This is a genomic window from uncultured Agathobaculum sp. (genome assembly GCF_963927765.1).
Lineage (GTDB): Bacteria > Bacillota > Clostridia > Oscillospirales > Butyricicoccaceae > Agathobaculum.
Window position 1 is genome coordinate 14,659 of sequence record NZ_CAWVCU010000032.1, and the last position, 21,083, is coordinate 35,741.

Consider the following 21,083-nt stretch of genomic DNA (forward strand, 5'->3'; position numbering starts at 1 on the left):
GCGGACAATTTTGCTATACTAATTGAGACTGGGATGGAAAATGAGGAATGAAGGAGAAAAAGATGAATTCGGATTTGCGCGACAAGATATCTACTGCGGCAACTGCCGTTGAGATTGTTTTGGGTCTGATCATCCTGCTGGCCTGTGTCATCGGCAGTATAGGCTTGGTATGTACGACGGAAATGGATCAGATGCTGCATGTGCCGGAGTATTTTCAGGAGCGTTTGAGTGACGCGTGCCTGATTATCATCGGCATTGAGCTGATTAAGATGATCACCAGCTATACGATCGACTCGGTGGTTGATGTGATGCTGCTTGCGATCGCCCGTCAGATGGTTGTGGAGCATACGACGCCTTTGGAAAATCTGTTGGCAGTATTGTCTGTTGGCGTATTGTTTGTTATTCGAAAGTATTTGTATATTTCGCATTTGGATCGCCGCAAGAGAAGCAAAAAGGACATTGAAGAGGATGTCCGTGCGGAAGTGTATGGATTCACGGTACGCAGAAAAGAAGAGAGAGCGGAGGAAGGCCGTCCCTGAGGGGACGGCCTTCGCCGTATTTACCGGCTTGTGACATAAAAGCGCACGCCGGTTTTTGTGTTTTCTGCATGGCAGGTCAGCCCATGCAGCGCAAGTATTTTCTGCGTGATGGCAAGACCTAAGCCATGCCCGCCGGCGCGGTCTCTTGCCTTGTCGCCGCGGTAGAACATCTCAAACAGGCGCGGCAGTTCGCTTTCCGGAATGGGATCACATTCGTTTTCGACCGTGAGGAGCGGCCTGCCGCTTCGGCGGAGTACGACCGCGACACGTCCACCCTCAGGCGAGTATTTTGCAGCGTTTTCCAGCAGACAGCCGAACGCGCGGCGCAGCAGCGTCTCGTCGCCGCGGATGCGCACGCTGTCGGCAAGCGTTACGGTCAGGCGGCGGCGCTCGAACAGTGGTGCGTATTCCTCCAGCATGGATCGCAATAAGGAAGCGAGATCGATCGTGGTGCGGTGCTCTAACTCGTCCGTGCGGTCGAGACGGGTGTAGTCGAGCATTTCACGCACCAGACTGTTCATACGGGTGGTCTCTTGCTCGATAGCGGCAAGGTAGCGCGCGTTTTCCTCAGGAGAAATGTCCTGCGCAATGGCTTCGGCGTAGCCGCCGATGAGCGCGAGCGGGGTTTTCAGGTCGTGACTGGCCGCCGCGACAAACTGCTGCCGTCGGTCCTCGAGGTCGCGTTCGCTGTCCCAGCGTTGATGCAGGTCGCCTGCCATGTCCGCGAGCGCGCGGTTGAGGTCACCGATCTCGTCGCCGCGGGCGGTGTCGGGGCAAAATTCATCAAATTGCAGCGTCGAGACCAGCTGCGCCTGCCGGGTGGTCTCCCACAGCGGTTGCGTGACCGTGCGCCGGATTTGCCGGTGCAGCAGCCACAGCGAAAGCACAAGCAGCACGATAAGCAGCAGCACCGGCACACGGACGGACTGCCAGACGCAGGCAGACAGGGAGTAGGTGCGGATGGTTGCGATCTGATAGCCTGTTTCGGCGGTCAGTCGGATATCCTGATAGTTTGCCGCATAGTCGATGCCGCGCGGCGGGGAAATCGGCTGCTCGGACGGTGTATTCATCGGCCCGTAGTGGCGGAGCGTATCGAGGGCGAAGGCGAGCGCCTCCAGATCGTCATATTTGATGCCAACGGTAGAGGTCGGGATGCAGGTAGACTCTTCGGGGACGGGAATGGTTGACTGGAAAACACGCCCATCTGCATGCACGATGCGGTTGGGGAAAAAGTTGTTGCCGATTTGCATGCCGTAAGCGGTCAAACGCGCATCGGCAGTCGTATTTGGTTCGGTGAGATCCTGACAGATGGCGATGATGTCCTCGGTGGGAAACAGACCGATGTCCACATCGATTGCGGGGCTGTCCGCCAGCGTTGCGTCCACAAGGATGCGGGGTGGAAAATAGATATTTTCGGAACTGACTGGGTCGTAGTACGTCAGCGCAGTCAATTCGCCCCAATAGTCGTAAAAGAGCGCGCTTCTTAGCTGCCAGTATGCTTCTGTGCCGGGGCTGGGCAGCGCCTGCGGCGTGTAGCCAAGCGCTTCTTGCAGCTTGGCAGCAGTGTAATCGTTTGCAGTGTCGGTCAGATAAAACTGGTTTTCTGCGTGATAGCGCTCGGCCAGCTTGCACATCGGCCACAACCAAAACAGGCCGCCAAGCACTAAAAATACAGCAAACAGCGCCGTTAGGCGTGTCGCAATGCTGCGCCGCAGCCAGAACGCTTTCAGCCTTTTCATTACGATCCCCCCAATCGGTAGCCCTTGCCGTAGACCGCTTTGATGTGCTGCGCCGCTGTGCCGAGTGCTTTGCGCAGACTTGCCACATGGCGGTCCACCATGCGCTCGTCGCCGTCGAAGTTCACGCCCCACACGCGCTCGATCAGCAAATCGCGCGACACGGTGCGTCCCTGTTCTCGCAGCAACAGCTCGAGAATCTGCACCTCCTTGGGGCGCAAGGACATCGGCGCGCCGTCCACCGTGACCGCGTGCGTCGCGGTGTCCAGCAAAATGTTGCCGTAGCCCAGCTCGGTTGCGCCCAGCCGCAGACCGCGCGCCCGGCGCATGAGCGCCTGCGCCTTGGCGACCAGCACGGGGAAGGAAAATGGCTTTGTAACATAATCATCCGCGCCCGCGCGGAAGCCCGCGAGCGTGTCGCCTTCTTGCCCGAGCGCAGTAACAAAGATCACCGGCACATCGCTTTCGCGCCGCACAGCTTGGCACACTTCGAGACCGTTGATGTGCGGCATCATCACGTCCAGCACCAGCAGGTCGAAGCTGCGTTCCTGTGCGAGCGTGAGCGCCTGTTCACCGTCATACGCCGGGGTGACGGCAACGCCCGCCGCCCGGAAAAAGTCCTGCATGAGCGCAGAGAGCGCGTTGTCGTCCTCTGCCAGAAGAATGTGTCCCGCCATGTCCATCCCCTCCTTTTGTTGCTTCCAGTATAGCACGGAATTGTCCGCATTTTATCCGCGTATGACAAAAAAAACAGCCCGCCGGATGGCGGGCTGTCTATGGTTTGCAGGTTATTCTGCGGGCGGAATCTCGCCCACACCGTTTAAGATATAGTGCGGCCGGTAAGCGTAGTTTTCGACCTCAGCGCGGGTCGTGCAGCCGGACAGCACCAAAACGGTGTCCAGACCGGTCTCAATGCCCGCGACAATATCGGTATCCATGCGGTCGCCGACCATGACGGCTTCGTGCGAATGCACACCCAGCAGGCGCAAGCCGGTGCGCATCATAAGGGGGTTGGGCTTGCCAACATAATACGCGCTCTTGCCGGTTGCCAGCTCGATCGGGGAGACCAGCGCGCGGCAGGCCGGGATGATGCCCTGCTCGGACGGGCCGGTCAGGTCGGAGTTGGTCGCGATCAGGCGCGCGCCCTTGTTGACCAGATCGACCGCCTTGAGGATGGTCTGATAGTTATAGGTGTTGGTTTCGCCTGCGATGACATAATCGGGATCGACGTCATTCATCACGATACCCGCTTCATATAGCGCGCCGACCAAACCGGGTGCGCCGATGACATAGGCGGATGCGCCGGGCTTCTGGCTTGCGACAAACTTTGCGGTTGCCAGCGCCGAGGTATAGAAATGCTCCTCGCCGATCTCCAGCCCCATGCGGGCGAGCTTCTGCTGAAGCTCGAGCGGCGAGCGCTCGGATGAGTTGGTCAAAAAAAGAAAGCTCTTATTTTCCTTTTGCAGCCACGCGACAAATTCGGTGACGCCTTTGAGCAGACGGTTGCCGTGATAGATGACACCGTCCATATCGCAGATAAAACCTTTTTTCTGACGAAGCAGTTCAAGTGTTTCGCTCATTTCGGTTCTCCTTTCGCAGTAATCATGCACTACTTCTATTATGCGGAGTGTACAGCGGTTTCGTCAAGAGAAAAAAGTATCGGAGGTGTTAAATAACTGTAAAGGATAGATGCTTTGCGCAGGGGAGCAAAGCGTGGTATACTGTTTATAAATTGAGGAAATGGAGAACAGACAATGGCAATCAGCAAGGCGATGCGTGCCGCGCTGCACGCACTGAGCTATACGGCAAATATTGACGTAGGAAAGACCTATCGAGTAGAGCGAGCGGTGCGCGGCTTGCGCACACCGCTGGCGCCGCTTTACCATCTGTGGGATCACAAAATTGAACGGGACGGGCACGAGATCCGCGTACGCATCTACACCCCGAAAAAGCAGACGGATGGCCGTTTGCTGCTGTTTTTCCACGGCGGCGGCTGGGTGCTCGAGAACGTGGATACATATAATGCGGTCTGCCGCAATCTAGCACGACGCACAGGCTGCCGCGTGGCCTCGGTGGAATATGGCCTTGCACCTGAGCATGTGTTTCCGGAGGGCTTGGAGGACTGCTATGCCGCAGCACGCGAGGTCTACTGCCATCCCGAGCAGTTCGGTGTGCGCTCACAGGAGATCACACTGATTGGGGACTCGGCAGGCGGCAATCTGGCGGCGGCGGTGTCGCTGATGGCGCGTGACCGCGGCGAGTTTGAGGTCGCGCAGCAGATTCTGATTTATCCCGCGACCTATCACGATCATTCGCCCGATTCGCGCTTTGATTCCGTGCGGGAGAACGGCACCGGCTATCTGCTGACGGCCAAGCGCGTGTGCGATTATATGATGCTGTATGCGGGCGGAGACGAGACGCGGATGCAGAACCCGTATTTTGCGCCGCTGCTTGCCGAGGATTTATCTCGCCAGCCGCGCACACTGGTCGTGACTGCGGAGTTTGACCCGCTGCGTGACGAAGGCGAGGCCTATGCCGATGCGCTGCGGGAAGCGGGCAACACCGTAGAGCAGTACCGCATGCCGGACGCGCTGCACGGTTACTTTTCACTGCCCATGCGGTTTCCGATGGTGCGGCGCACCTATGGTCTGATCGAAAAATTCCTGAATGGGGAGTCAATCACATGCCAAACGCCAAACGAAATCAAAAAAATTTAAGCTGGAGCCGTTTGGACAACGCGGCCAAGATCTTTCCGCCGACCTCGCATGGGTCGGCCACGGGGGTGTTTCGTCTGTCATGTGAGCTGACCGAGCCGGTCGCGCCCGATGTGCTGCAAACCGCGCTCGCACGCACGCTCGAACGGTATCCACATCTGCTGATGGTCATGCGGCGCGGCGTGTTCTGGTACTATTTGGAGCAGACCACCATGCGGCCCTCAGTTGTGCCGGAGCATGCGCCGCCGTGTGCGGCGCTCTATGAGGGCAGCCGATCGCTGCTGTTCAGGGTTAGCTACTGGCGGCATAAGGTCAGTCTGGATATGTATCATGTGTTGGCGGACGGTGCGGGTGCAATCGAGTTTTTTGAATCGCTGATGACTGCCTATCTGATACTGCGTCACCCGGAAGCCGGGGTGGACGGAATCACGCAGGCGTCGGTATCCCAGCGCTGGGCAGACAGTTTTCAGAAGTATTATAAGCCGCACAGCGGCGGCAAGACCGCTGAGGGATTGGGTCGCGCCTATCGTTTGCGCGGTGTGCGCCGCGCGGACGGCGGTCTGACCATCATCGAGGGCGTGGCGGACGTGCGGCAGGTGCTCGCTGCGGCGCACCGCTGCGGCGCGACGCTGACCGTTTATATGACCGCGCTGCTGCTGTCCGCTATTCACAGCGAAATGTATGTCCGAGAGCAGAAAAAACCGGTGATTTTGACCATTCCGGTTGATCTGCGCAGCTTTTTCCCGTCGCGCACGACGCGCAACTTTTTCGGCACGATACGCGTCGGATATGATTTTTCGAGGCGGAGCGGTGAGATCGAGGATATCGTCGCCTGTGTAGCGGCGGCTTTTAAGGAAGAACTCACGCCGGAGCGGCTGGGGGCGCGCATGAACCAACTGGCGGCGCTCGAACATAACCCGGTATTGCGGGTGATTCCGCTGGCACTCAAAAATCCGGTACTGCGGCTGTCCGGTGCAGTGTCTGACCGCGGCGAGACGGCGGCATTGTCCAACGTCGGTAAATTCCGTTTGCCCGAAGCGCTGCATCCCTTTGTGCGCGGCTTCGGTGTGTTTATGTCAACGGGTGCAACGCAGCTTTGCACCTGTTCGTTCGGAAACAGCCTGCATTTTGGCTTTACGTCGGCTTTTGAGAACACCGAAGTGCAGCGCCGTTTTTTTGAACTGCTGACCAATGAGGGGATCGAGATCGAGATTCGCAGCAACGAATACCATGAGGAGGAGGGAGCGGCATGCAGCGATGCTACAGCTGCCGAGTGACCATTGCGGGTCACAAAACCTGCTGTCCGCTGTGCGGCGGGCAGCTTTCCGGCACGCCTGAGCCGGACACCGAGGTGTTTCCTGCGCTGGAAAAGCCGCGTTTTACGACCGGTTTTGTGCTGCGCCTGTTGGCGCTGATTGCGATTGCGGTGAGCGTGATCTGTGTGCTGGTCAATATCGCAACCGGATGGCATGCGCTCTGGTCGCTGTTCGTGGTGGCGGGCGCGGTGTGCGTCTGGGTGGCGGCGGCGGTCGGCGTGGCGTATCGCCGCGACATGGCGCAGAATATCGGCTGGCAGGTCGTGCTCATTCCTGTGCTATCCTTCTTATGGGATTGGTGGACGGGCTGGCGTGGCTGGTCGGTGGATTTTGTGCTGCCGTGCGTGTGTATCGTGGGGATTCTGGCCATGCTGCTGATTGCGGTACTCTGCAAAACGCCGTTGCGGCGGTTTGCCGGACCGCTGATCGGCGCGTGTTTTCTGGGGCTTGTGCCACTCATTCTGATTGCCTGCGGACGGGTTCAGGTGCTGCTGCCCTCGCTTCTGTGCGCGGGACTGGCCATTTTGTCACTGGCAGCGTTGGTGCTCTTCCAGTGGCAGACCATCAAGGCGGAATTGCAGCGGCGCTTTCATCTGTAACACAAAAAAGAGCGGCTTTGCCGCTCTTTTTTGTGCTTCAGGCATGCGCCTGATGGGGATAAAACGGGAAATCAGAAAGAGTAAGAGAGGTTAGAGAAGTTCACGTTTGATGCGCTCGAGCGCTTCAGGAGCCTGCTGATCCATTTTCTCCGGGAAGCCGAAATAGGATACACAGATGATGTTGTCGCCGCCGACCTTGGGTGCGTCGGGCTTCAGCTGCTTGTTAGCGAAATCCATGTCGCGTAGGGTCTCGAAGATGCCGTCAAAGTCTACCTCGCCTTCGCCCATGGCAGTGTGCTGGTGGATGGTGACATCCGCGCGGCCGCGGCTGTTAAGCCAAGGCGGATTGAGGATGTAGCGGCAGTCCTTGGTCTGGTTCCAGGTGTCTGCGAGCAGAACGTGGGTCAGTTCGTCGCCTGCATAGCGAAGCATGTGGCGTACGTCGCCCTTGCCCTGATCGTAGAAGAAGCCGTGGGATGCCGAGTAAACATAGCCGAGGTTCTTGGAGCGGAAGGACTTAACGATATCGCAGGTTTCGTCGTTCAGCTCGCAGAAGTCGTACGGATGGGACTGGATCTCGACCCGCAGGCCTTCGCGCTCGATGATGGGCAGCAATTCCTCCATCGACTTGTAGAACATGCCGTTGCAGATCTCCTGTTGGTTGGGGTCGCCGGAGAACTCGGTGTTGATGACCGGCACGCCCATATTGACCGCGATCTCGATCATGCGCTTCCAGTTTGCGACTGCGTGCTGGCGCTGCTCCTCGGTTGGGCCGGACCAGCGGTAAACCACGATAAAGGATGAGATCTCCACGCCGGTCTCACGCAGTGCGCGGCGATATTCCTCCTCACACTCCTTGGAGAACAGCGGGTGCTTATAAAACGGGTTGATGCGCGGGTGCGGGGACTGCTCGATATATTTGTAGCCCCAGTCGGCTACCTTATGTACATAGTCGTTGATGGACATCTGCTTGGCCAGTACGTCCACGTCAAATGCGATTTTCATGCGGGATGCCCTCCTTGTCGGATGCGATTGATTTTGTGTTCGGGCCCTTTGGATGGTCTTATTATACGGCTCCATACAGCGGTTGCCAATGATACAATCCGCTTAAAAGCTGCGAAATCCTGCTGTTTGCTCTTGCGGGCTTGGTATCGTTCTGATACGATAAAGAAAAGGAGGGCGAGCACTGTGCTGATTCCGGAAGCTGGTGTCCATCAGACATCTGAACGCTACTTTTTCACCCCATCTGCCCTTGCAAGAGAGCTTTTTTATTATCCGACACGTTGTGGGCATTATTTCTGCGACAGCCGGTATTCTTTCAGCCACCGGTCGGAAATTGCCATGGAGGGCGATCATAACCGAAATATCATGCTGTTCCTGATTCAAAGCGGCGCAATGGAGCTGACGCTTTCCGGTGTGCCGGTGCTGGCCGCTGCGGGACAGGTCGTGCTGTTTGACTGCCGCGAGCCGTATCGGTATGCCGCGTCGGACGGACTGGAGTTTACCTGGCTGCTGTTCAACGGACTGAATGTGCGCGCGTTTTACCGCCGCATTTTGCAGGCGCATGGAGTACGGCAGTGTTTTGCACCGGATGCGGTGACCCCGGTGGCACAGGCGCTGGGTACGCTGCTGGAGGGCTGCGCTGCGGATGAACGGCCGAGTGAGGCGGCCTGTTCGCAGCTGCTCCACCGGCTGCTGTGTTTGCTGCTTCTGGGCGAGGGGGAACGCACCTCGGACGGCAGCGACCGTATCGCGCAGGCGATCCGCTTCATGAACCGCCACCTGTTCGAGCCGATCGGCGTGCAGGAGGTTGCGGCGGCGGTCAGCCTGAGCCCGTCGCACTTTTCGCGGCAGTTTAAGGCGCGCACCGGGTATTCGCCATATGAATATATTGTGCTGCGCCGTATCGACAAGGCGAAATACCTGCTCACCTCGACCGACCAGACGGTCGGCGAGATCGCCTATGCCACCGGATACAACAGCGAGGAGAATTTTATCCACAGTTTTCAAAAGCATGTGGGCATTTCGCCCGGCTTATTCCGCAAATATCCGGTTTGACGGGCGGAAAAGGTTGCTTTTTGGCGCAAAAAGCCGTATACTGTCAAGATAAGACGGAAGGACGGCGTTGGAATGGAGAAAAAACAACTGCTGCGGCTCATCGGCTGCGTTGCAAGCGCAGTGCTGCCGTTTTGGCTGCTTGATCTGACCCTGCGCGCAGCGACTGGGTGCGCGGCATGGTATCCGCTGTACGCGGCTGCGCCCAACCTGTTTTCGCTCGGCTTTGGGGCGTTGTTTGCGGCGGTTTGCCTTTTGCCGTGGCGGTCGGCAGGGCGCGTGCTGTATGGGTTGATCTACGCTGTTTGGGCGGTATATGCGGTGGTGCAGTACAGCATCTGGCGTATTTTCGACCGTTTCCTGTTTTTATCGGACTTTTTGCTTGCGGGCGAGGGGCTGGGGTTTGCGGGCTATATTCGGCAGCTGATCGACGTGCGCTTTGTTCTGGTGGTCGTGCTGCTCGTACTTTGGGGGGCGCTGGGGGTATGGCGGCTGCCCAAGGGCCTGCCGCGGCGGCGCGTTTGTCCTGCGCTGGTGCTGTTTTTTGCGCTGACGCAGTTTATCGCGCCGCGGCTGTACGCGCCCGTGCCCGAAACGCTCGACTGGGATGCGTGGCAATCCAGCGGATATGAATATGCGCGGTTTTCCTCGTCGGAATATGACCTTGCGCTCACTGGACCCTACCAGTTTGTCGTGCGGGACGCATACCTGTCTATCCTGCCGGATGCGGATGCAGCGGAAAAACGTGCGCAGATCGACGCGTTTTTTGCGGAGCGTCCCGCGCACGAGGACAACGAAATGACCGGACTGCTCGCGGGCAAAAACCTGATTCTGGTGCAGCTGGAGAGTGTGGACGATTTTGTACTCAACGACGAAAACACGCCGACACTTGCGCGCTTGCAGCGCGAAGGCATCCATTTTGCCGAGTTTTATACGCCGCAGTACTCCAATGGATACACTTTTAATACCGAGTTTGCCGCGCAGACCGGCATTTATCCCTATGCAAACGGCAACGTCGCCTACTCGCTCAGCCGCAGCGCATTTCCGTATGCGATTGGCAATCTGCTGGCGGGCAAGGACTACACGACGGGCTCCTTCCACAAAAGCGAAGCCAAATTCTATAACCGCGGCGCGATGCATCAGGCGTTCGGCTATGCGCAGTATCATTCCGCGCTGGATTACGCAGAGGATGAGCTACAGGCGGGTGACGACCGCTTTCTGGTCGACTGCGATGCGCTCTACGATGAGATGACCGCGCAGCAGCCGTTTGCGGATTTTCTTATCACTTACAGCGGCCACCTCGGCTATGACGAGATCGACGCGCTGACCACCTACGCGCTCGAGCAGTTTCCGGAATACAAGGACGACAGCCGCCCGTATGAGATCAATGGGCTGTTTGCCAAGGCGCGGCTGACCGATGAGATGTTTGCGCATCTGTTGGAGCGGCTGGAGCAGGATGGCCTGCTGGACAACACGGTCATTTGCGTGTACGACGACCACTACGCCTATGGTTTGACCGACCGCGCAGTGTTGGAGGAATACTCCGAAGCCGCAGGCGGCCGCCTGCTCGAACGCACGCCGTGCTTCATTTGGTATGAGGGCTGCAAGCCACAGACTGTGACCAAGACGCTGCAAACGGTTGATCTGCTGCCAACGCTTGCCAACCTGTTCGGCCTGCCCGCGCCGGACACGATGGGGCGGGACGCATTTGATCCGGATTACGAGGGCTATGCCATTTTTCCGGATGGCGGTTGGCTGACCGACACAGCTTATGCGGAAAACGGGAAAATCGTCTGGAACGAGGGCATGACGGACGAACAAGTAGCAGAAATGAACGCCTACGCCCGCCTTTTCCAGCAGGTGAACGACGCGATACTGGACACAGATTACTATGCGGAGATAGCAGAATAAAGAAAAAGGACGTTTCCGAGAGGAAACGTCCTTTTGTATGCGTGGGATCAGATCTCGCCGAAAAAGCGGCGGATCTCGATTTCTGCGTTCTCGGGGGAGTCCGAGCCGTGGATTACGTTATAGGTGGTCGAGCAGGCGAAGTCGCCGCGGATGGTGCCGGGCATTGCGTTCTCGTTCTTGGTCGGGCCCATGAGCGTGCGCATACCCTGAATGACGTTCTCTCCCTCTACGACCATTGCCAGCACGGGGCCGCTCGTCATATAGTCCACCGTAGGCGGGAAAAACGGCTGGTCGACGATGTGCGCGTAATGCTCGCGCAGAATAGGCTCGTCCAGCTGCATGGTTTTCATATGCGTGATGCGGTAGCCCTTGCGCTCGATGCGCGCAAGGATTTCACCCGTGATGCCGCGCTGCAATGCGTCCGGCTTGAGCATGATATAGGTTCTTTCCATAAAACGCCTGCTTTCCATTGATATTGTTGCATTCAGTATATCATATTTTCATGACATATGCGCGGGATTTTTGTTTTGTGCCAGAATGCGCAGCACGGGAACGGTCACGAAGATGGACAGGACGAACGCACACAGGTCGCTGAGCGGCTGGCACAACTGCACGCCGAACAGCGCAAAAAACATTGGCAGGATAATCGCCAGCGGGATAAAGAACAACCCTTGGCGCGCGGCGGCGACCAGACTGGCGCGCATGGTCAGCGCGATATTTTGCAGCAGCATGTTGCACATGGTCACCCAGCCGATGAGTGGGAACGACAGGCATTGCAGCCGCAGCGTCAGCGTGCCGATGCGGATGACCTCGGGATCGTCTGCGCGGAAAATGGCGATGATCTGAGGGGCAAAAATCCAGCCCAGCACGGCCAGTACAAGCAGCACCAGAAACGAGGATTTGACGCAGAACCAGAAGCCGCGGCGCACACGGTCGTACTTGCGCGCACCGTAGTTATAGCCGCAGACCGGCTGGAAGCCCTGTCCGAAGCCGATCATGGCTGACCCGGCAAACTGCGAGACGCGGGAGACAATGCTCATCGCGGCGATGGCGGCATCTCCATAGGGACGCGCAGCGGTGTTGAGGAAGGTGACAGCAACAGACGCCAAGCCCTGCCGGCACAGGCTGGGCAGGCCGCCGCCCGCGAGCGCAGCGAAGCGTTTGGTGCTGGGGGAAAACTGCCGCAGCCGAATCTGCACGCCGCCGGACAGCCGAATGCCGAGCAGGAGCAGCAGAAAGCTCACGAGCTGACTGAGAATGGTCGCGTAGGCCGCGCCGCTGATGCCTAGACCAAACACAAAGATGAACAGCGGGTCAAGTGCGATATTGAGTACGCCGCCCGATACCAGACCGACCATCGCATAGGTTGCGTTGCCCTGCTGGCGCAGCTGGTTATTGAGCACGAGTGCAGCCATCATATACGGCGCACCGCACAGGATAATTTGCATATAGTCGAGCGCATAGGGATAGATGGTTTCGGTTGCGCCGAGCAGGTGACATAGCGGGCTGCGCAGCAGCAAACCGAAAACGAGGATCAGGATACCCGTGATGAGCGCAGAGAAAAAACCGGTCGCGGCCATGCGTTCGGCCTCTTCATGGTGCTGCGCGCCGAGCTGACGCGAAATATAGCTGCCCGAGCCTTGCCCATAGAAAAAGCCGATCGACTGGATGAGTGCCATGAGCGGGAACACTACGCCGACTGCGCCAGTCGCGCTGGTGCCCAGCTTGCCGACGAAAAAGGTGTCCGCCATGTTATAAATCGAGGTGATGAGCATGCTGATGATGGTCGGCACGGCCATTTTGCAGATGAGCGGTTCGAGTGGCGCCTCGGTCATCTGATGAAAACGGCGTTCCTGCGCTTCACTGGTGGTTTGTTCCGCCATGGTCGTTCGCCTCCGTTCGTGTAATCTGTTCGCATAACCATTCGGTGGTGCGTTCGAAGCTCTCGTCCGCGGTTGCCAGCGGAGAGCGGAAAAAGCCGGCAGCCTCCATGGAGACAAAGCCGTGCAGTGTACTGCGAATCAGCCGGGATAGATGTACGCGCTCCTCCGACGGCAGGTCGAGCGGTGCGAGCATGCGCACAAATAAATCCATAAACGCCTGCTTGCGCGCAATTAAACCGGGATCGGAAAACTGCGGCAGCATCATCATGGCGCGGTACAGCTGCGGCTGTTCCTGTGCAAAACTGCGGTAGGACGTCGCCAGCGCACGCAACGCACCCGTAACCGGACGGATATCGACCGCCTGCTGAAGCGTGTCTATCAGACGGTCGAGTGCGCGCTCCGCCAGCCGCACATTCAGTTCCGGCAAGCCCTGCAAATGATTGTACAGAGAAGCCGGTTTGACGTTCAAAGCGTCAGCCAGTTCGCGCAGCGTCAGGTTTTCCATGCCCTTTTCTTCGGCCAGCGCTGCCGCCGTATCGACAATGGTATCGCGGCTCAGTCCTTTTCTTGCCATTGCATTCCCTCCAAACTAACGGGATTAGTTTTCTCTACTTTCAGAATAAACTAACGGCGTTAGTTTGTCAAGCGGGATGCGCGTGAGGTCTATGCAAATGTGGTTGACATATATCGGATATCTATATATAATCAATATATCGAACACCGATATAAGAGGGATAGAACATGGCAATCGACAAAAGCTTGCTCGCGGGTAGTACAGCGCTGCTGGTGCTGCGGCTGCTGGAGGAGGATGACCTGTACGGCTATCAGATGATCGAGCGGCTGCGCAAGCGGTCGGACGACACGTTTTCGCTCAAGGCGGGTACGCTTTATCCGCTGCTGCACACGCTGGAAACACAGGGGCTGGTGCAGAGCTATGAGCGCGCGGCGGACGGTGCGCGGGTGCGCAAGTATTATCATTTGACCGACGCGGGACGCACGCGGCTGGCAGAAAAGACTGAGGAGTGGCGGCAGTTTTCCGGCGCGGTCGAGCGCGTGCTGAAGGGGGGAGAACGCCATGCGTTTGCCTGACGGTGTGCGGCGGTATCTGCTGGATCTGCTCGAGCGCGATGCGGCTGAGCGGGCACTGGATACGGCTGAACTGCAAGCGCTGGCTACCGCTGCCGAGGGGTGCAGCGCAAAGCCGTTGCCCGAGCTGCTGCGCGGCTGGGTGAGCAGCGCGACCGCCCAGATGCGCTGGAAACGGGCGCGCCCGGTCGCGGCAAAGGAGCTGGCCGATCATCTGAGCGACCAGTACGAAGCCTTTCTCGACGAAGGCATGGACGAGGACACAGCTGCACAGGCGACTGTGCGAGAGATGGGCGATGCGGTCGAAATCGGCACGCAGCTCGACCGCACATGGCGGCCGCGCCCGGACTGGGTGATGCTGGGTATCGTGCTGGTGGTCGCGGCGGCGGGACTGGTACTGCAATACAGTATGCGCTCGAACAATGATTTGGAATGGTACATGTTTTTCGGGAAATATGTAGCGGGCGCTGTGTGTCTGCTGGCTGCGTATTTCGTGGACTACACTATCCTTGGGCGGCGTTGCTGGCTGCTGTACGGTCTTTGGGTTGCCGGTGGGCTGCTGCTGACCTTTGGACCGTTCCGTGTGGAAAGCATGGGCAAGCTGGTCTATCTGGCGCAGTGGGTATGGTTCTTTCCGGTGTTATTTGCGGGCATCCTCTTTCGGCAGCGCGGCAAGGGGACGCGCGGCGTCTGCATCTGCCTGCTGTCGCTGCCTGCCATGTGGTTTCTGGCGATGCACGCGCCCTCTATGGCGGCAATTGCTGTTCAGACGGTAGTGTGCTGTGGGATTCTGTTTATGGCGGTCTGGCGCGGGGCGTTCGGACGGCGCAGCAAAGGCAAGCTATTGCTCGCAGTGCTGCCGTTGCTTTTTGCGGCAGTGTATGTGGCTTTTTTGCTGCTTTTCGATGCCGGTGTGCGGGATGCGTTTTACATTGCGTTTGATCCTTCGGTTGGTCCGCAGGGCGAAGGATATTGGGGTCAGCTTGTCAGACAGATGATGTTCGGCTCGCCGGAAGGACAAGGGAACGGGCTGATGTTCATGCAGTGGAACGATGCGACGACCGATTGGCTGTTTATGACAACCAAATGGACGTGGGGCTGGCCGGGGGCAGCTTTCCTGATTGGCGCAGAGGCGCTGCTGCTCCTCTGGGGCTTCCGCATTGCGCGGAAACAGACCGGCCTGCTCGCGCGCAGCGTGTGCATGGGTGTGATGGTGACGTTTGCGCTGCAAACCCTCATGTATGTGCTGCAAAACTGCGGCATCATCCTGATCGATAGCTATGGACTGCCGCTTTTGTCCTACGGCGGCATATATCTATGCCAGACCATGCTGCTGCTCGGGCTTTTGCTGTCCGCGCAGCGGTCGGGACAACTGGAAAGCGGCCTTGCCCCGCAAAACGCGCGTTCTATCCCGTAACGACAAACTATGCTATACTAAAAGGCAGTCCCTTCGGAGGGCTGTCTTTTGCTTTGGCAAAAAAATTCCCTCCCGCTGTCAGCAAAGGCTTTGCTCATTCGTATTGTAGGTGAAGCGACGTTGCTGACACGGCCGGACGGCCGCCAAAGGAGTTGATGAAACCATGATACAACTGGACAGGGCCGAGGCCGAACGGTTGGTGAACACCTATTCCGACCTGATTCTGCGGCTTTCGTACACCTATCTGAAAAATACACAGGATGCGGAGGATATTTGCCAGACCGTGTTTCTGAAATTGCTGACCAGTGGGCAGACGTTCGACAGCCCGGCGCATGAAAAGGCGTGGATCATCCGCGCGACTGCGAACGCCTGCAAAGACACGATGAGAAACGCGTTCCGGCGGCGCACGGTAGCGCTTGAGGTGGTTGCGGAAACGCCCGCCCCCGTAGCACCCGAAAACGATGTGCTGGAAGCGGTGATGGCGCTGCCGGAAAACTACCGCGAAGCGGTTTACCTGTATTACTACGAAGGCTACTCCGTCCGCGAGATTGCGAGCCTACTGGGCCGCAGCGAATCCGCGGTGACCGCGCACCTGAGCCGGGGACGGCAAAAGCTGCGCATGACTTTGGGAGGGAATGAATATGAACAGAACGTATAATGATAACAGAGAGTATACTGATGCACTGGATGGTCTGAGATTCTCAGACGAGGCTAAGGCGCGCATGGTGCAAAACCTGCTGGATGCGGCGGGCGAAAGCACACCGCAGCTGGAAAAACCGCGTGGACGGAAGTCCCGTCTGCCGCGCGTGGCGGCGGTTGGTGTAGCGGCGGCGCTGGTGCTGGGCATCGGCGCGGGCGCGTCGGGTGTGTTCAAAACCGCGGGCGAAGCGTTTTCCGGTGTGTTTGGCCCAACGGCGGACACTGAGATCATCGACCAGATCGGTCGCCCAATCGGTGCGAGCGATACAGATAATGGCGTGACGATTACGGCGGATGCCATCATCGGTGATAAGTACCACTATGCGATCACCTATTCGATCGTCAAGGAGGACGGGACACCGTTTGATATCGACCTAAGCAAAACGGTGGGCGACGGCGTGTTACCGATGAACTTTGCGGAGGAGGACACTTCGCTGTCAGGCTATTTCGGCGGCACGCACGGCGGCTCGTACTTCTACGATGCCGACCCGACCGACCCGTCCATTCAGTATGTGGAAACGCGCGAGGTCAGTGATGGCGACGTACACGGCCGCACGGTGAAGGCAAAGTTCATTGACCTGTATGTGTACGATGAGGATATGAATCGCACGGTAATTGCTGAGGGCAATTGGTCGTTCAAGTTCAATCTGGATTTCGAGGATACCTCGATCAATCTGCCGGCAGGTCAGGCCATCGACCTGAACGGCATGACCGCGACCATCGACGAGATCACGCTGTCCCCGCTGGCGCTGCGTGTGGATTACACGGTAGACAGCGAGGTGCAGTGGGACGAGAACGCGCAGTCCGGCAAGCAGTCCGACCACGACAGCGCACAGATGAAGAAGTATTTTGACGATTTGCAGATTCTGGTCAGCAAGGCGGATGGCACCAGCTTGGATATGTCCTATGCGGGCGGCAGCATCAAGCCGCAGGATGGCAAAACCGTTTGCCAAAAGGGTGATATGTTTAGCGAGATTATCCCACTCGAGGATGTTGTATCCCTGACGATCGGCGGCGTAGAAATTCCGGTGCAGCAGTAAAACCGAACAAACAGCGGCATCCCAGAAGGGGTGCCGCTGCTTTCTGTTACTGGACACTGTGTCCGGAAATGGTAAAAACCGACTGGATTCGATTTACAAAATTGCCGGGCGGTGCTACAATCAAAACAGGAGAACCACTACATGCTGACCTCGGAGGGGATAGGAATGGATATGCTCAAGGATTATCCGCTGCTCCGCACGGATAGTTACGCAAAAATTTTTCTGTACAATACCCACGAAACCGTCGCGTGTGTGCCAAGACATATCATCCGTATGCGCGATAAGGTGCGGCCGGACAAGCTGCAGCAGGCGGTGGAACAGGCGTTGCTGCGCTTTCCGCATATGATGCTCGGCGTGGAAGCGACCGATACCAGCTTCCGCTATCGTCCGAATGTGCTGCCGCCGGTGGTGCTGCCGTTCGACGGGGTGGAAAAACGCTATACCATCGGTTCGCCCGATACGCGCGGCTATCTGTTTCTGGTAGGCTATCAGGAAAACACGATCACCATGGAATATCAGCACTCGATCTCGGACGGCCGCGGTTTTGAGGAATTTATCCGCTGCGTGCTGTTCCAGTATCTGACACTGTGCGGGTATCCGGTCGAAAATGACGGCTCGGTGCGCGGTATGGACACGCGCTGGTCGCCGGAGGAGAGCGCGGACGGTTATCGTCAGCTTGCCGATCAGGAATTTTCGCCTACGGGTATCTGGAAAAAGCCCGAAGCGTCCCATGCATGGGATTTGACCGATAAGGGGGATGCGCCGGAACTGGTGACCGACGTCATTTTCCCGTTTGAGCAACTGCACAGCTATGGTAAATCCATCGGTGTCAGTCCCCTGTCCATTGTGGCACCGCTGCTGATGCGTGCCTTTGACCAGAAGTATGGTGAGCCGGACAAGCCGGTTATTTCGCAGATTCCGGTCGACCTGCGGCCGTTGTTGCCTACGGCGACGACGCGGTACTTTATCTGCTTCATCGATCTGCCGTACTTGCCGGAGTACCGCGATTTGCCGCTGCCCGAGGTGTTCCGCAAAACCAAGGAGTTCTTAAACAGCCAGATGGAGCGCGAACAGCTGCTCTATCGCGCGAAAGCAGCGTCCGACCGATGCAGCGAGCTGCACGAGGCGAATATGCCTCTGGCGGAAAAAATGAAGGAAGGACAGAAGGTGTGCCGCGACTTTGTGCTGGAGGACAGCTTCCTTATCACTAACGTCGGCCGATTCAAAATGCCGGAAAGCTGTATGCCGTACATATTGGATTATGGCGCGGTGCTGCCATGCGCGGTGCAGCCGTTTGCGATGCTGGTGTCATCTTTCGGCAGCCGTATGAAGCTGTCGGTCGCGCAGCGCGGCCACGATATGCAGGTGATTAACAGCCTGGTAAACGGGTTGCAGGAGATCGGCGTGGAGACCAGAACCGTGCAATACCCCTTCCGTGTGACCAAATACAATGGCTTGGCGTGCGGTCAGGTGAAATAAAAGCAAAGAGGGCTTGTTAAAAAGCCCTCTTTTTTTTTCTGCCTGCGGCAAGGATTAGCGAATGCTAACCGAAAAACTTTCCTTTTTGCAGAAAACGTGGTATACTATTTCTATCTGGAATTTAACTGAAAATGAGGCGAAACAAATGACGAAAATTGACATTATTTCGGGTTTTTTAGGCGCCGGCAAGACCACGCTGATCAAGCGGCTGCTGGCGGATGCGCTGAAGGGCGAACAGGTGGTGCTGATTGAGAACGAATTCGGTGAGATCGGCATTGACGGCGGTTTTCTCAAGGACGCGGGCATTGTGGTCAACGAAATGAACGCGGGCTGCATTTGCTGTTCGCTGGTGGGCGATTTCGGCAAGGCGCTGCACGACGTGGTCGAGCAGTACCACCCCGACCGCATCCTGATCGAGCCGTCCGGCGTGGGCAAGCTGTCCGACGTGATCTCGGCGGTACAGAACGCGCATCTGGACGTGCAGCTCAACTCGTTTGTCACGGTGGTCGATGCGCTCAAGGCGAAGATGTATCTGAAGAACTTTGGCGAATTCTTTGAAAATCAGGTGGCGCACGCGGGCGCGATCCTGCTGTCCCGCACGGCGGAGTGCCCGGCGAAGCGTCTGGATGAGGTTGTTTCCTTGCTGCGCGGACTGAATGCACATGCGCGTATCGTGACCACGCCGTGGAAGGAATTGACCGGGATGCAGCTGCTCCAGACGATGGAGGGCAGCCGTGATCTGGTGCAGGAAGTGCTCGACGAGATTGCGCACGAGCCGCACCACGAGCATCATCATCACGATCATGAACACGAGCATCATCATGACCATGACCATGAGCATGAGCATGAGCACGACCATCACCATGACCATGGCCCCGACTGCACCTGCGGCTGCCATGACCACGAACATCACCATCATCACGACCACGATCATTGCGGCTGCGGTCATGACCATGACGCAGACGAGGTGTTCACCTCCTGGGGTGTAGAAACGCCGCATAAGTATACCGAGGACGAGCTGAACCAGGCGCTGACCGCGCTCGGTGATCCTTCGCTCGGCACGGTACTGCGTGCCAAGGGCATTGTGCCTGCGGCGGACGGCGGCGAGTGGCTGCACTTTGACTATGTGCCCGGTGCGCCTGAGATTCGTCGCGGTGCGGCGGATTATACCGGCCGTCTGTGTGTGATCGGCGCAGAGTTGGACGAGGAGCGCATCGCCGGTTTGTTCCGCGTAGCCTAAGGAGGAAAACGGTATGCCAAATAGGGAACCGATTCCGGTTTATGTGTTCACCGGCTTTCTGGAAAGCGGTAAAACCCAGTTTATCAAGGAAATCCTTGCAGACCCGAATTTCACAGAGAACGAGCGCACAGCGCTGCTGATGTGTGAAGAGGGCATCGAGGAATACGACGAGCAGGAGCTGCTGCATTGGGGGACGGCACTTGTGCCGATCGAGTCGGCATCCGACCTGACGCCCAACCGACTTAAGCGGGTGGAGCAGAAGTACGACCCCGACCGTATCCTGATCGAATACAACGGCATGTGGAAGCTGGATGATTTGATGGCTGCAATGCCCGCGCGATGGGAACTGTATCAGATCGTCACCACGGTCAATGCCGCCACTTTTGAACTCTATTCCAACAATATGGGGCCGATGATGTTCGAGCATATCACGACCGCGGACTTGGTGGTGTTCAACCGCTGCACGGACGCGCTCAAGGAGATGCTCTACCAAAAGAACATTCGCGCCATGAACCCGCGCGCGACCATTTATTTGGACGATGTGGACGGAAACTCGGAGGATTATGCGCGCAATATGCCGCTGCCGTTCGATGTGGATGCGGATGTAATTGACATTGAGCCCGCAGATTACGGCCTGTGGTACGTTGACGCGATGGGAGACCCGAACAAGTATGACGGCAAGACCGTGCGATTTCTGGCGCAGGTTTTCGTCGGCAAGGGCGTGCCGGAGGGCTCGTTTGTGCCGGGACGCTTCGGTATGGTCTGCTGCGCGGAGGATATCAGCTTTCTGGGCTTCCTCTGCCGCTGGCCGGGCGCAAAGGATCTCAAACAACGCGACTGGGTGCGCGTGACCGCGTCTATTACGGTTGAAATGCTGCCGCAGTACCGCGGGGAAGGCCCGGTATTGCATGCCAGCGAGGTCATTTCGGCGGAAAAGCCGGAGGAAGAGCTGGTATACTTCAACTAATGCGTCGCGCGAACCGTACAGGTTCGCGCGAGAGGAACGCACCGCGCAATGCGCGGATGCGTTCAAAGCTGTGCAAAGTTCCGACACGCATAGCGTGCGAAACTTTGCGCAGCACTGGTATAAAAGCCGAGGCGCATGTCCTCGGCTTTTATGAAAAGAACCATTGGTGGATGGTTCTTTTCTGTTTTATGCGCGCCTTATGGCGCGATGGTATGAAAAATCCCCTCAGGCAATGCCTGAGGGGATTCATTATGCGTTTTTTGCTTATGTAAGGGAGAAATTACTCCTCAACCTTTACATAAACACCGCCGTTGCGGCAGGACTCAGTCGCAGCCTTAGCCATGAGAACCGGACGCAGGCCGTCAACAGCGCCAACCGGAACCGGCTTGTCGTTCTGGATCG

Annotated in this window: 20 protein-coding genes; 13 read left to right on the forward strand and 7 right to left on the reverse strand. The window is 57.6% G+C overall.

Features of this window, described 5'->3' with window-relative positions; all coding sequences use genetic code 11:
- The first annotated feature begins 62 nt into the window (after nt 1-62).
- A complete protein-coding gene (locus ABGT74_RS02135; RefSeq protein ID WP_297282774.1) occupies nt 63-539 on the forward strand; it encodes a phosphate-starvation-inducible PsiE family protein in 477 nt (158 codons plus the stop codon).
- A gap of 20 nt (nt 540-559) precedes the next feature.
- Here the strand turns inward: ABGT74_RS02135 and ABGT74_RS02140 are convergent, their stop codons facing one another.
- From ABGT74_RS02140 to ABGT74_RS02150, 3 genes are all read right to left on the reverse strand, one after another.
- Nucleotides 560-2,278: a HAMP domain-containing sensor histidine kinase gene (locus ABGT74_RS02140; protein ID WP_346704263.1), complete on the reverse strand. Its 1,719-nt coding sequence runs from the start codon at nt 2,276-2,278 to the stop codon at nt 560-562.
- The gene (locus ABGT74_RS02145; RefSeq protein WP_346704264.1) at nt 2,278-2,952 is read right to left on the reverse strand and encodes a response regulator transcription factor; all 675 of its coding nucleotides are present in this window, start codon (nt 2,950-2,952) and stop codon (nt 2,278-2,280) included. Before ABGT74_RS02145 ends, ABGT74_RS02140 begins: the two co-directional genes overlap by 1 nt.
- A 111-nt stretch (nt 2,953-3,063) precedes the next feature.
- Nucleotides 3,064-3,855, reverse strand: a complete 792-nt coding sequence (locus ABGT74_RS02150) for an HAD-IIA family hydrolase (protein ID WP_346704265.1) — start codon at nt 3,853-3,855, stop codon at nt 3,064-3,066.
- Nucleotides 3,856-4,029: 174 nt separating this feature from the next.
- Here ABGT74_RS02150 and ABGT74_RS02155 point away from each other — a divergent pair, with 174 nt between their 5' ends.
- From ABGT74_RS02155 to ABGT74_RS02165, 3 genes are read left to right on the forward strand one after another with little or no spacing between them, the layout of a single operon-like run.
- The gene (locus ABGT74_RS02155; protein ID WP_346704266.1) at nt 4,030-4,992 is read left to right on the forward strand and encodes an alpha/beta hydrolase; all 963 of its coding nucleotides are present in this window, start codon (nt 4,030-4,032) and stop codon (nt 4,990-4,992) included.
- On the forward strand, nt 4,959-6,266 hold the full coding sequence (locus ABGT74_RS02160) for a hypothetical protein (RefSeq protein WP_346704267.1): 1,308 nt from the start codon (nt 4,959-4,961) through the stop codon (nt 6,264-6,266). The genes ABGT74_RS02155 and ABGT74_RS02160 overlap by 34 nt, the downstream gene beginning before the upstream one ends.
- The gene (locus ABGT74_RS02165; RefSeq protein WP_346704268.1) at nt 6,239-6,904 is read left to right on the forward strand and encodes a DUF6320 domain-containing protein; all 666 of its coding nucleotides are present in this window, start codon (nt 6,239-6,241) and stop codon (nt 6,902-6,904) included. Before ABGT74_RS02160 ends, ABGT74_RS02165 begins: the two co-directional genes overlap by 28 nt.
- A 90-nt stretch (nt 6,905-6,994) precedes the next feature.
- Here ABGT74_RS02165 and ABGT74_RS02170 read toward each other — a convergent pair whose 3' ends face one another.
- Nucleotides 6,995-7,909, reverse strand: coding sequence for a sugar phosphate isomerase/epimerase (locus ABGT74_RS02170; RefSeq protein WP_346704269.1), 915 nt, complete (start codon nt 7,907-7,909; stop codon nt 6,995-6,997).
- 183 nt (nt 7,910-8,092) lie between these two features.
- Between ABGT74_RS02170 and ABGT74_RS02175 the strand changes: the two genes are divergently transcribed.
- Together ABGT74_RS02175 and ABGT74_RS02180 are read left to right on the forward strand one after the other, a co-directional pair.
- Complete coding sequence (locus ABGT74_RS02175) at nt 8,093-8,962, forward strand: AraC family transcriptional regulator (RefSeq protein ID WP_346704270.1); 870 nt, start codon at nt 8,093-8,095, stop codon at nt 8,960-8,962.
- Nucleotides 8,963-9,034: 72 nt separating this feature from the next.
- Nucleotides 9,035-10,870, forward strand: a complete 1,836-nt coding sequence (locus ABGT74_RS02180; RefSeq protein WP_346704271.1) for an LTA synthase family protein — start codon at nt 9,035-9,037, stop codon at nt 10,868-10,870.
- Between the two features lie 47 nt (nt 10,871-10,917).
- On the opposite strand, the gene ndk is transcribed toward ABGT74_RS02180, so the two are convergent.
- Genes ndk through ABGT74_RS02195 form a run of 3 tightly spaced genes read right to left on the reverse strand, consistent with a single transcriptional unit; the run spans nt 10,918 to nt 13,327 of the window.
- The gene (gene ndk / locus ABGT74_RS02185; RefSeq protein WP_297284220.1) at nt 10,918-11,322 is read right to left on the reverse strand and encodes a nucleoside-diphosphate kinase; all 405 of its coding nucleotides are present in this window, start codon (nt 11,320-11,322) and stop codon (nt 10,918-10,920) included.
- 48 nt (nt 11,323-11,370) lie between these two features.
- Nucleotides 11,371-12,753, reverse strand: a complete 1,383-nt coding sequence (locus ABGT74_RS02190; protein WP_346704272.1) for an MATE family efflux transporter — start codon at nt 12,751-12,753, stop codon at nt 11,371-11,373.
- Entirely contained in the window at nt 12,731-13,327 is a 597-nt protein-coding gene (locus tag ABGT74_RS02195) for a TetR/AcrR family transcriptional regulator (RefSeq protein WP_346704273.1), read from the reverse strand. The genes ABGT74_RS02190 and ABGT74_RS02195 overlap by 23 nt, the downstream gene beginning before the upstream one ends.
- A gap of 167 nt (nt 13,328-13,494) precedes the next feature.
- Between ABGT74_RS02195 and ABGT74_RS02200 the strand changes: the two genes are divergently transcribed.
- From ABGT74_RS02200 to ABGT74_RS02230, 7 genes are all read left to right on the forward strand, one after another.
- Nucleotides 13,495-13,842, forward strand: a complete 348-nt coding sequence (locus ABGT74_RS02200; protein ID WP_346704274.1) for a helix-turn-helix transcriptional regulator — start codon at nt 13,495-13,497, stop codon at nt 13,840-13,842.
- Complete coding sequence (locus ABGT74_RS02205; RefSeq protein WP_346704275.1) at nt 13,829-15,256, forward strand: permease prefix domain 1-containing protein; 1,428 nt, start codon at nt 13,829-13,831, stop codon at nt 15,254-15,256. The genes ABGT74_RS02200 and ABGT74_RS02205 overlap by 14 nt, the downstream gene beginning before the upstream one ends.
- A 163-nt stretch (nt 15,257-15,419) precedes the next feature.
- Complete coding sequence (locus tag ABGT74_RS02210; RefSeq protein ID WP_346704276.1) at nt 15,420-15,914, forward strand: RNA polymerase sigma factor; 495 nt, start codon at nt 15,420-15,422, stop codon at nt 15,912-15,914.
- A complete protein-coding gene (locus tag ABGT74_RS02215) occupies nt 15,898-16,995 on the forward strand; it encodes a DUF4179 domain-containing protein (protein ID WP_346704277.1) in 1,098 nt (365 codons plus the stop codon). Before ABGT74_RS02210 ends, ABGT74_RS02215 begins: the two co-directional genes overlap by 17 nt.
- A gap of 141 nt (nt 16,996-17,136) precedes the next feature.
- Nucleotides 17,137-18,474 carry a hypothetical protein gene (locus ABGT74_RS02220; RefSeq protein WP_346704278.1) on the forward strand — a complete coding sequence of 446 codons (1,338 nt, stop codon included), beginning with the start codon at nt 17,137-17,139 and terminating at the stop codon, nt 18,472-18,474.
- A 145-nt stretch (nt 18,475-18,619) separates the two neighbouring features.
- The gene (locus ABGT74_RS02225) at nt 18,620-19,714 is read left to right on the forward strand and encodes a CobW family GTP-binding protein (protein WP_346704280.1); all 1,095 of its coding nucleotides are present in this window, start codon (nt 18,620-18,622) and stop codon (nt 19,712-19,714) included.
- A gap of 13 nt (nt 19,715-19,727) precedes the next feature.
- The gene (locus tag ABGT74_RS02230; RefSeq protein ID WP_346704281.1) at nt 19,728-20,681 is read left to right on the forward strand and encodes a GTP-binding protein; all 954 of its coding nucleotides are present in this window, start codon (nt 19,728-19,730) and stop codon (nt 20,679-20,681) included.
- The last annotated feature ends 402 nt before the right edge of the window (nt 20,682-21,083 follow it).

Excerpts from the sequence above, each read along its gene's own strand:
- ABGT74_RS02205 (WP_346704275.1), top strand. The coding sequence starts at position 13,829 with ATGCGTTTGCCTGACGGTGTGCGGCGGTATCTGCTGGATCTGCTCGAG.
- ABGT74_RS02170 (WP_346704269.1), bottom strand. The coding sequence starts at position 7,909 with ATGAAAATCGCATTTGACGTGGACGTACTGGCCAAGCAGATGTCCATC.
- ABGT74_RS02195 (WP_346704273.1), bottom strand. The coding sequence starts at position 13,327 with ATGGCAAGAAAAGGACTGAGCCGCGATACCATTGTCGATACGGCGGCA.
- ABGT74_RS02220 (WP_346704278.1), top strand. The coding sequence starts at position 17,137 with ATGCTGACCTCGGAGGGGATAGGAATGGATATGCTCAAGGATTATCCG.
- ABGT74_RS02215 (WP_346704277.1), top strand. The coding sequence starts at position 15,898 with ATGAACAGAACGTATAATGATAACAGAGAGTATACTGATGCACTGGAT.
- ABGT74_RS02155 (WP_346704266.1), top strand. The coding sequence starts at position 4,030 with ATGGCAATCAGCAAGGCGATGCGTGCCGCGCTGCACGCACTGAGCTAT.
- ABGT74_RS02135 (WP_297282774.1), top strand. The coding sequence starts at position 63 with ATGAATTCGGATTTGCGCGACAAGATATCTACTGCGGCAACTGCCGTT.
- ABGT74_RS02200 (WP_346704274.1), top strand. The coding sequence starts at position 13,495 with ATGGCAATCGACAAAAGCTTGCTCGCGGGTAGTACAGCGCTGCTGGTG.
- ABGT74_RS02210 (WP_346704276.1), top strand. The coding sequence starts at position 15,420 with ATGATACAACTGGACAGGGCCGAGGCCGAACGGTTGGTGAACACCTAT.
- ABGT74_RS02165 (WP_346704268.1), top strand. The coding sequence starts at position 6,239 with ATGCAGCGATGCTACAGCTGCCGAGTGACCATTGCGGGTCACAAAACC.
- ABGT74_RS02145 (WP_346704264.1), bottom strand. The coding sequence starts at position 2,952 with ATGGCGGGACACATTCTTCTGGCAGAGGACGACAACGCGCTCTCTGCG.
- ABGT74_RS02160 (WP_346704267.1), top strand. The coding sequence starts at position 4,959 with ATGCCAAACGCCAAACGAAATCAAAAAAATTTAAGCTGGAGCCGTTTG.
- ABGT74_RS02150 (WP_346704265.1), bottom strand. The coding sequence starts at position 3,855 with ATGAGCGAAACACTTGAACTGCTTCGTCAGAAAAAAGGTTTTATCTGC.
- ABGT74_RS02225 (WP_346704280.1), top strand. The coding sequence starts at position 18,620 with ATGACGAAAATTGACATTATTTCGGGTTTTTTAGGCGCCGGCAAGACC.
- ABGT74_RS02230 (WP_346704281.1), top strand. The coding sequence starts at position 19,728 with ATGCCAAATAGGGAACCGATTCCGGTTTATGTGTTCACCGGCTTTCTG.
- ndk (WP_297284220.1), bottom strand. The coding sequence starts at position 11,322 with ATGGAAAGAACCTATATCATGCTCAAGCCGGACGCATTGCAGCGCGGC.
- ABGT74_RS02180 (WP_346704271.1), top strand. The coding sequence starts at position 9,035 with ATGGAGAAAAAACAACTGCTGCGGCTCATCGGCTGCGTTGCAAGCGCA.
- ABGT74_RS02190 (WP_346704272.1), bottom strand. The coding sequence starts at position 12,753 with ATGGCGGAACAAACCACCAGTGAAGCGCAGGAACGCCGTTTTCATCAG.
- ABGT74_RS02140 (WP_346704263.1), bottom strand. The coding sequence starts at position 2,278 with ATGAAAAGGCTGAAAGCGTTCTGGCTGCGGCGCAGCATTGCGACACGC.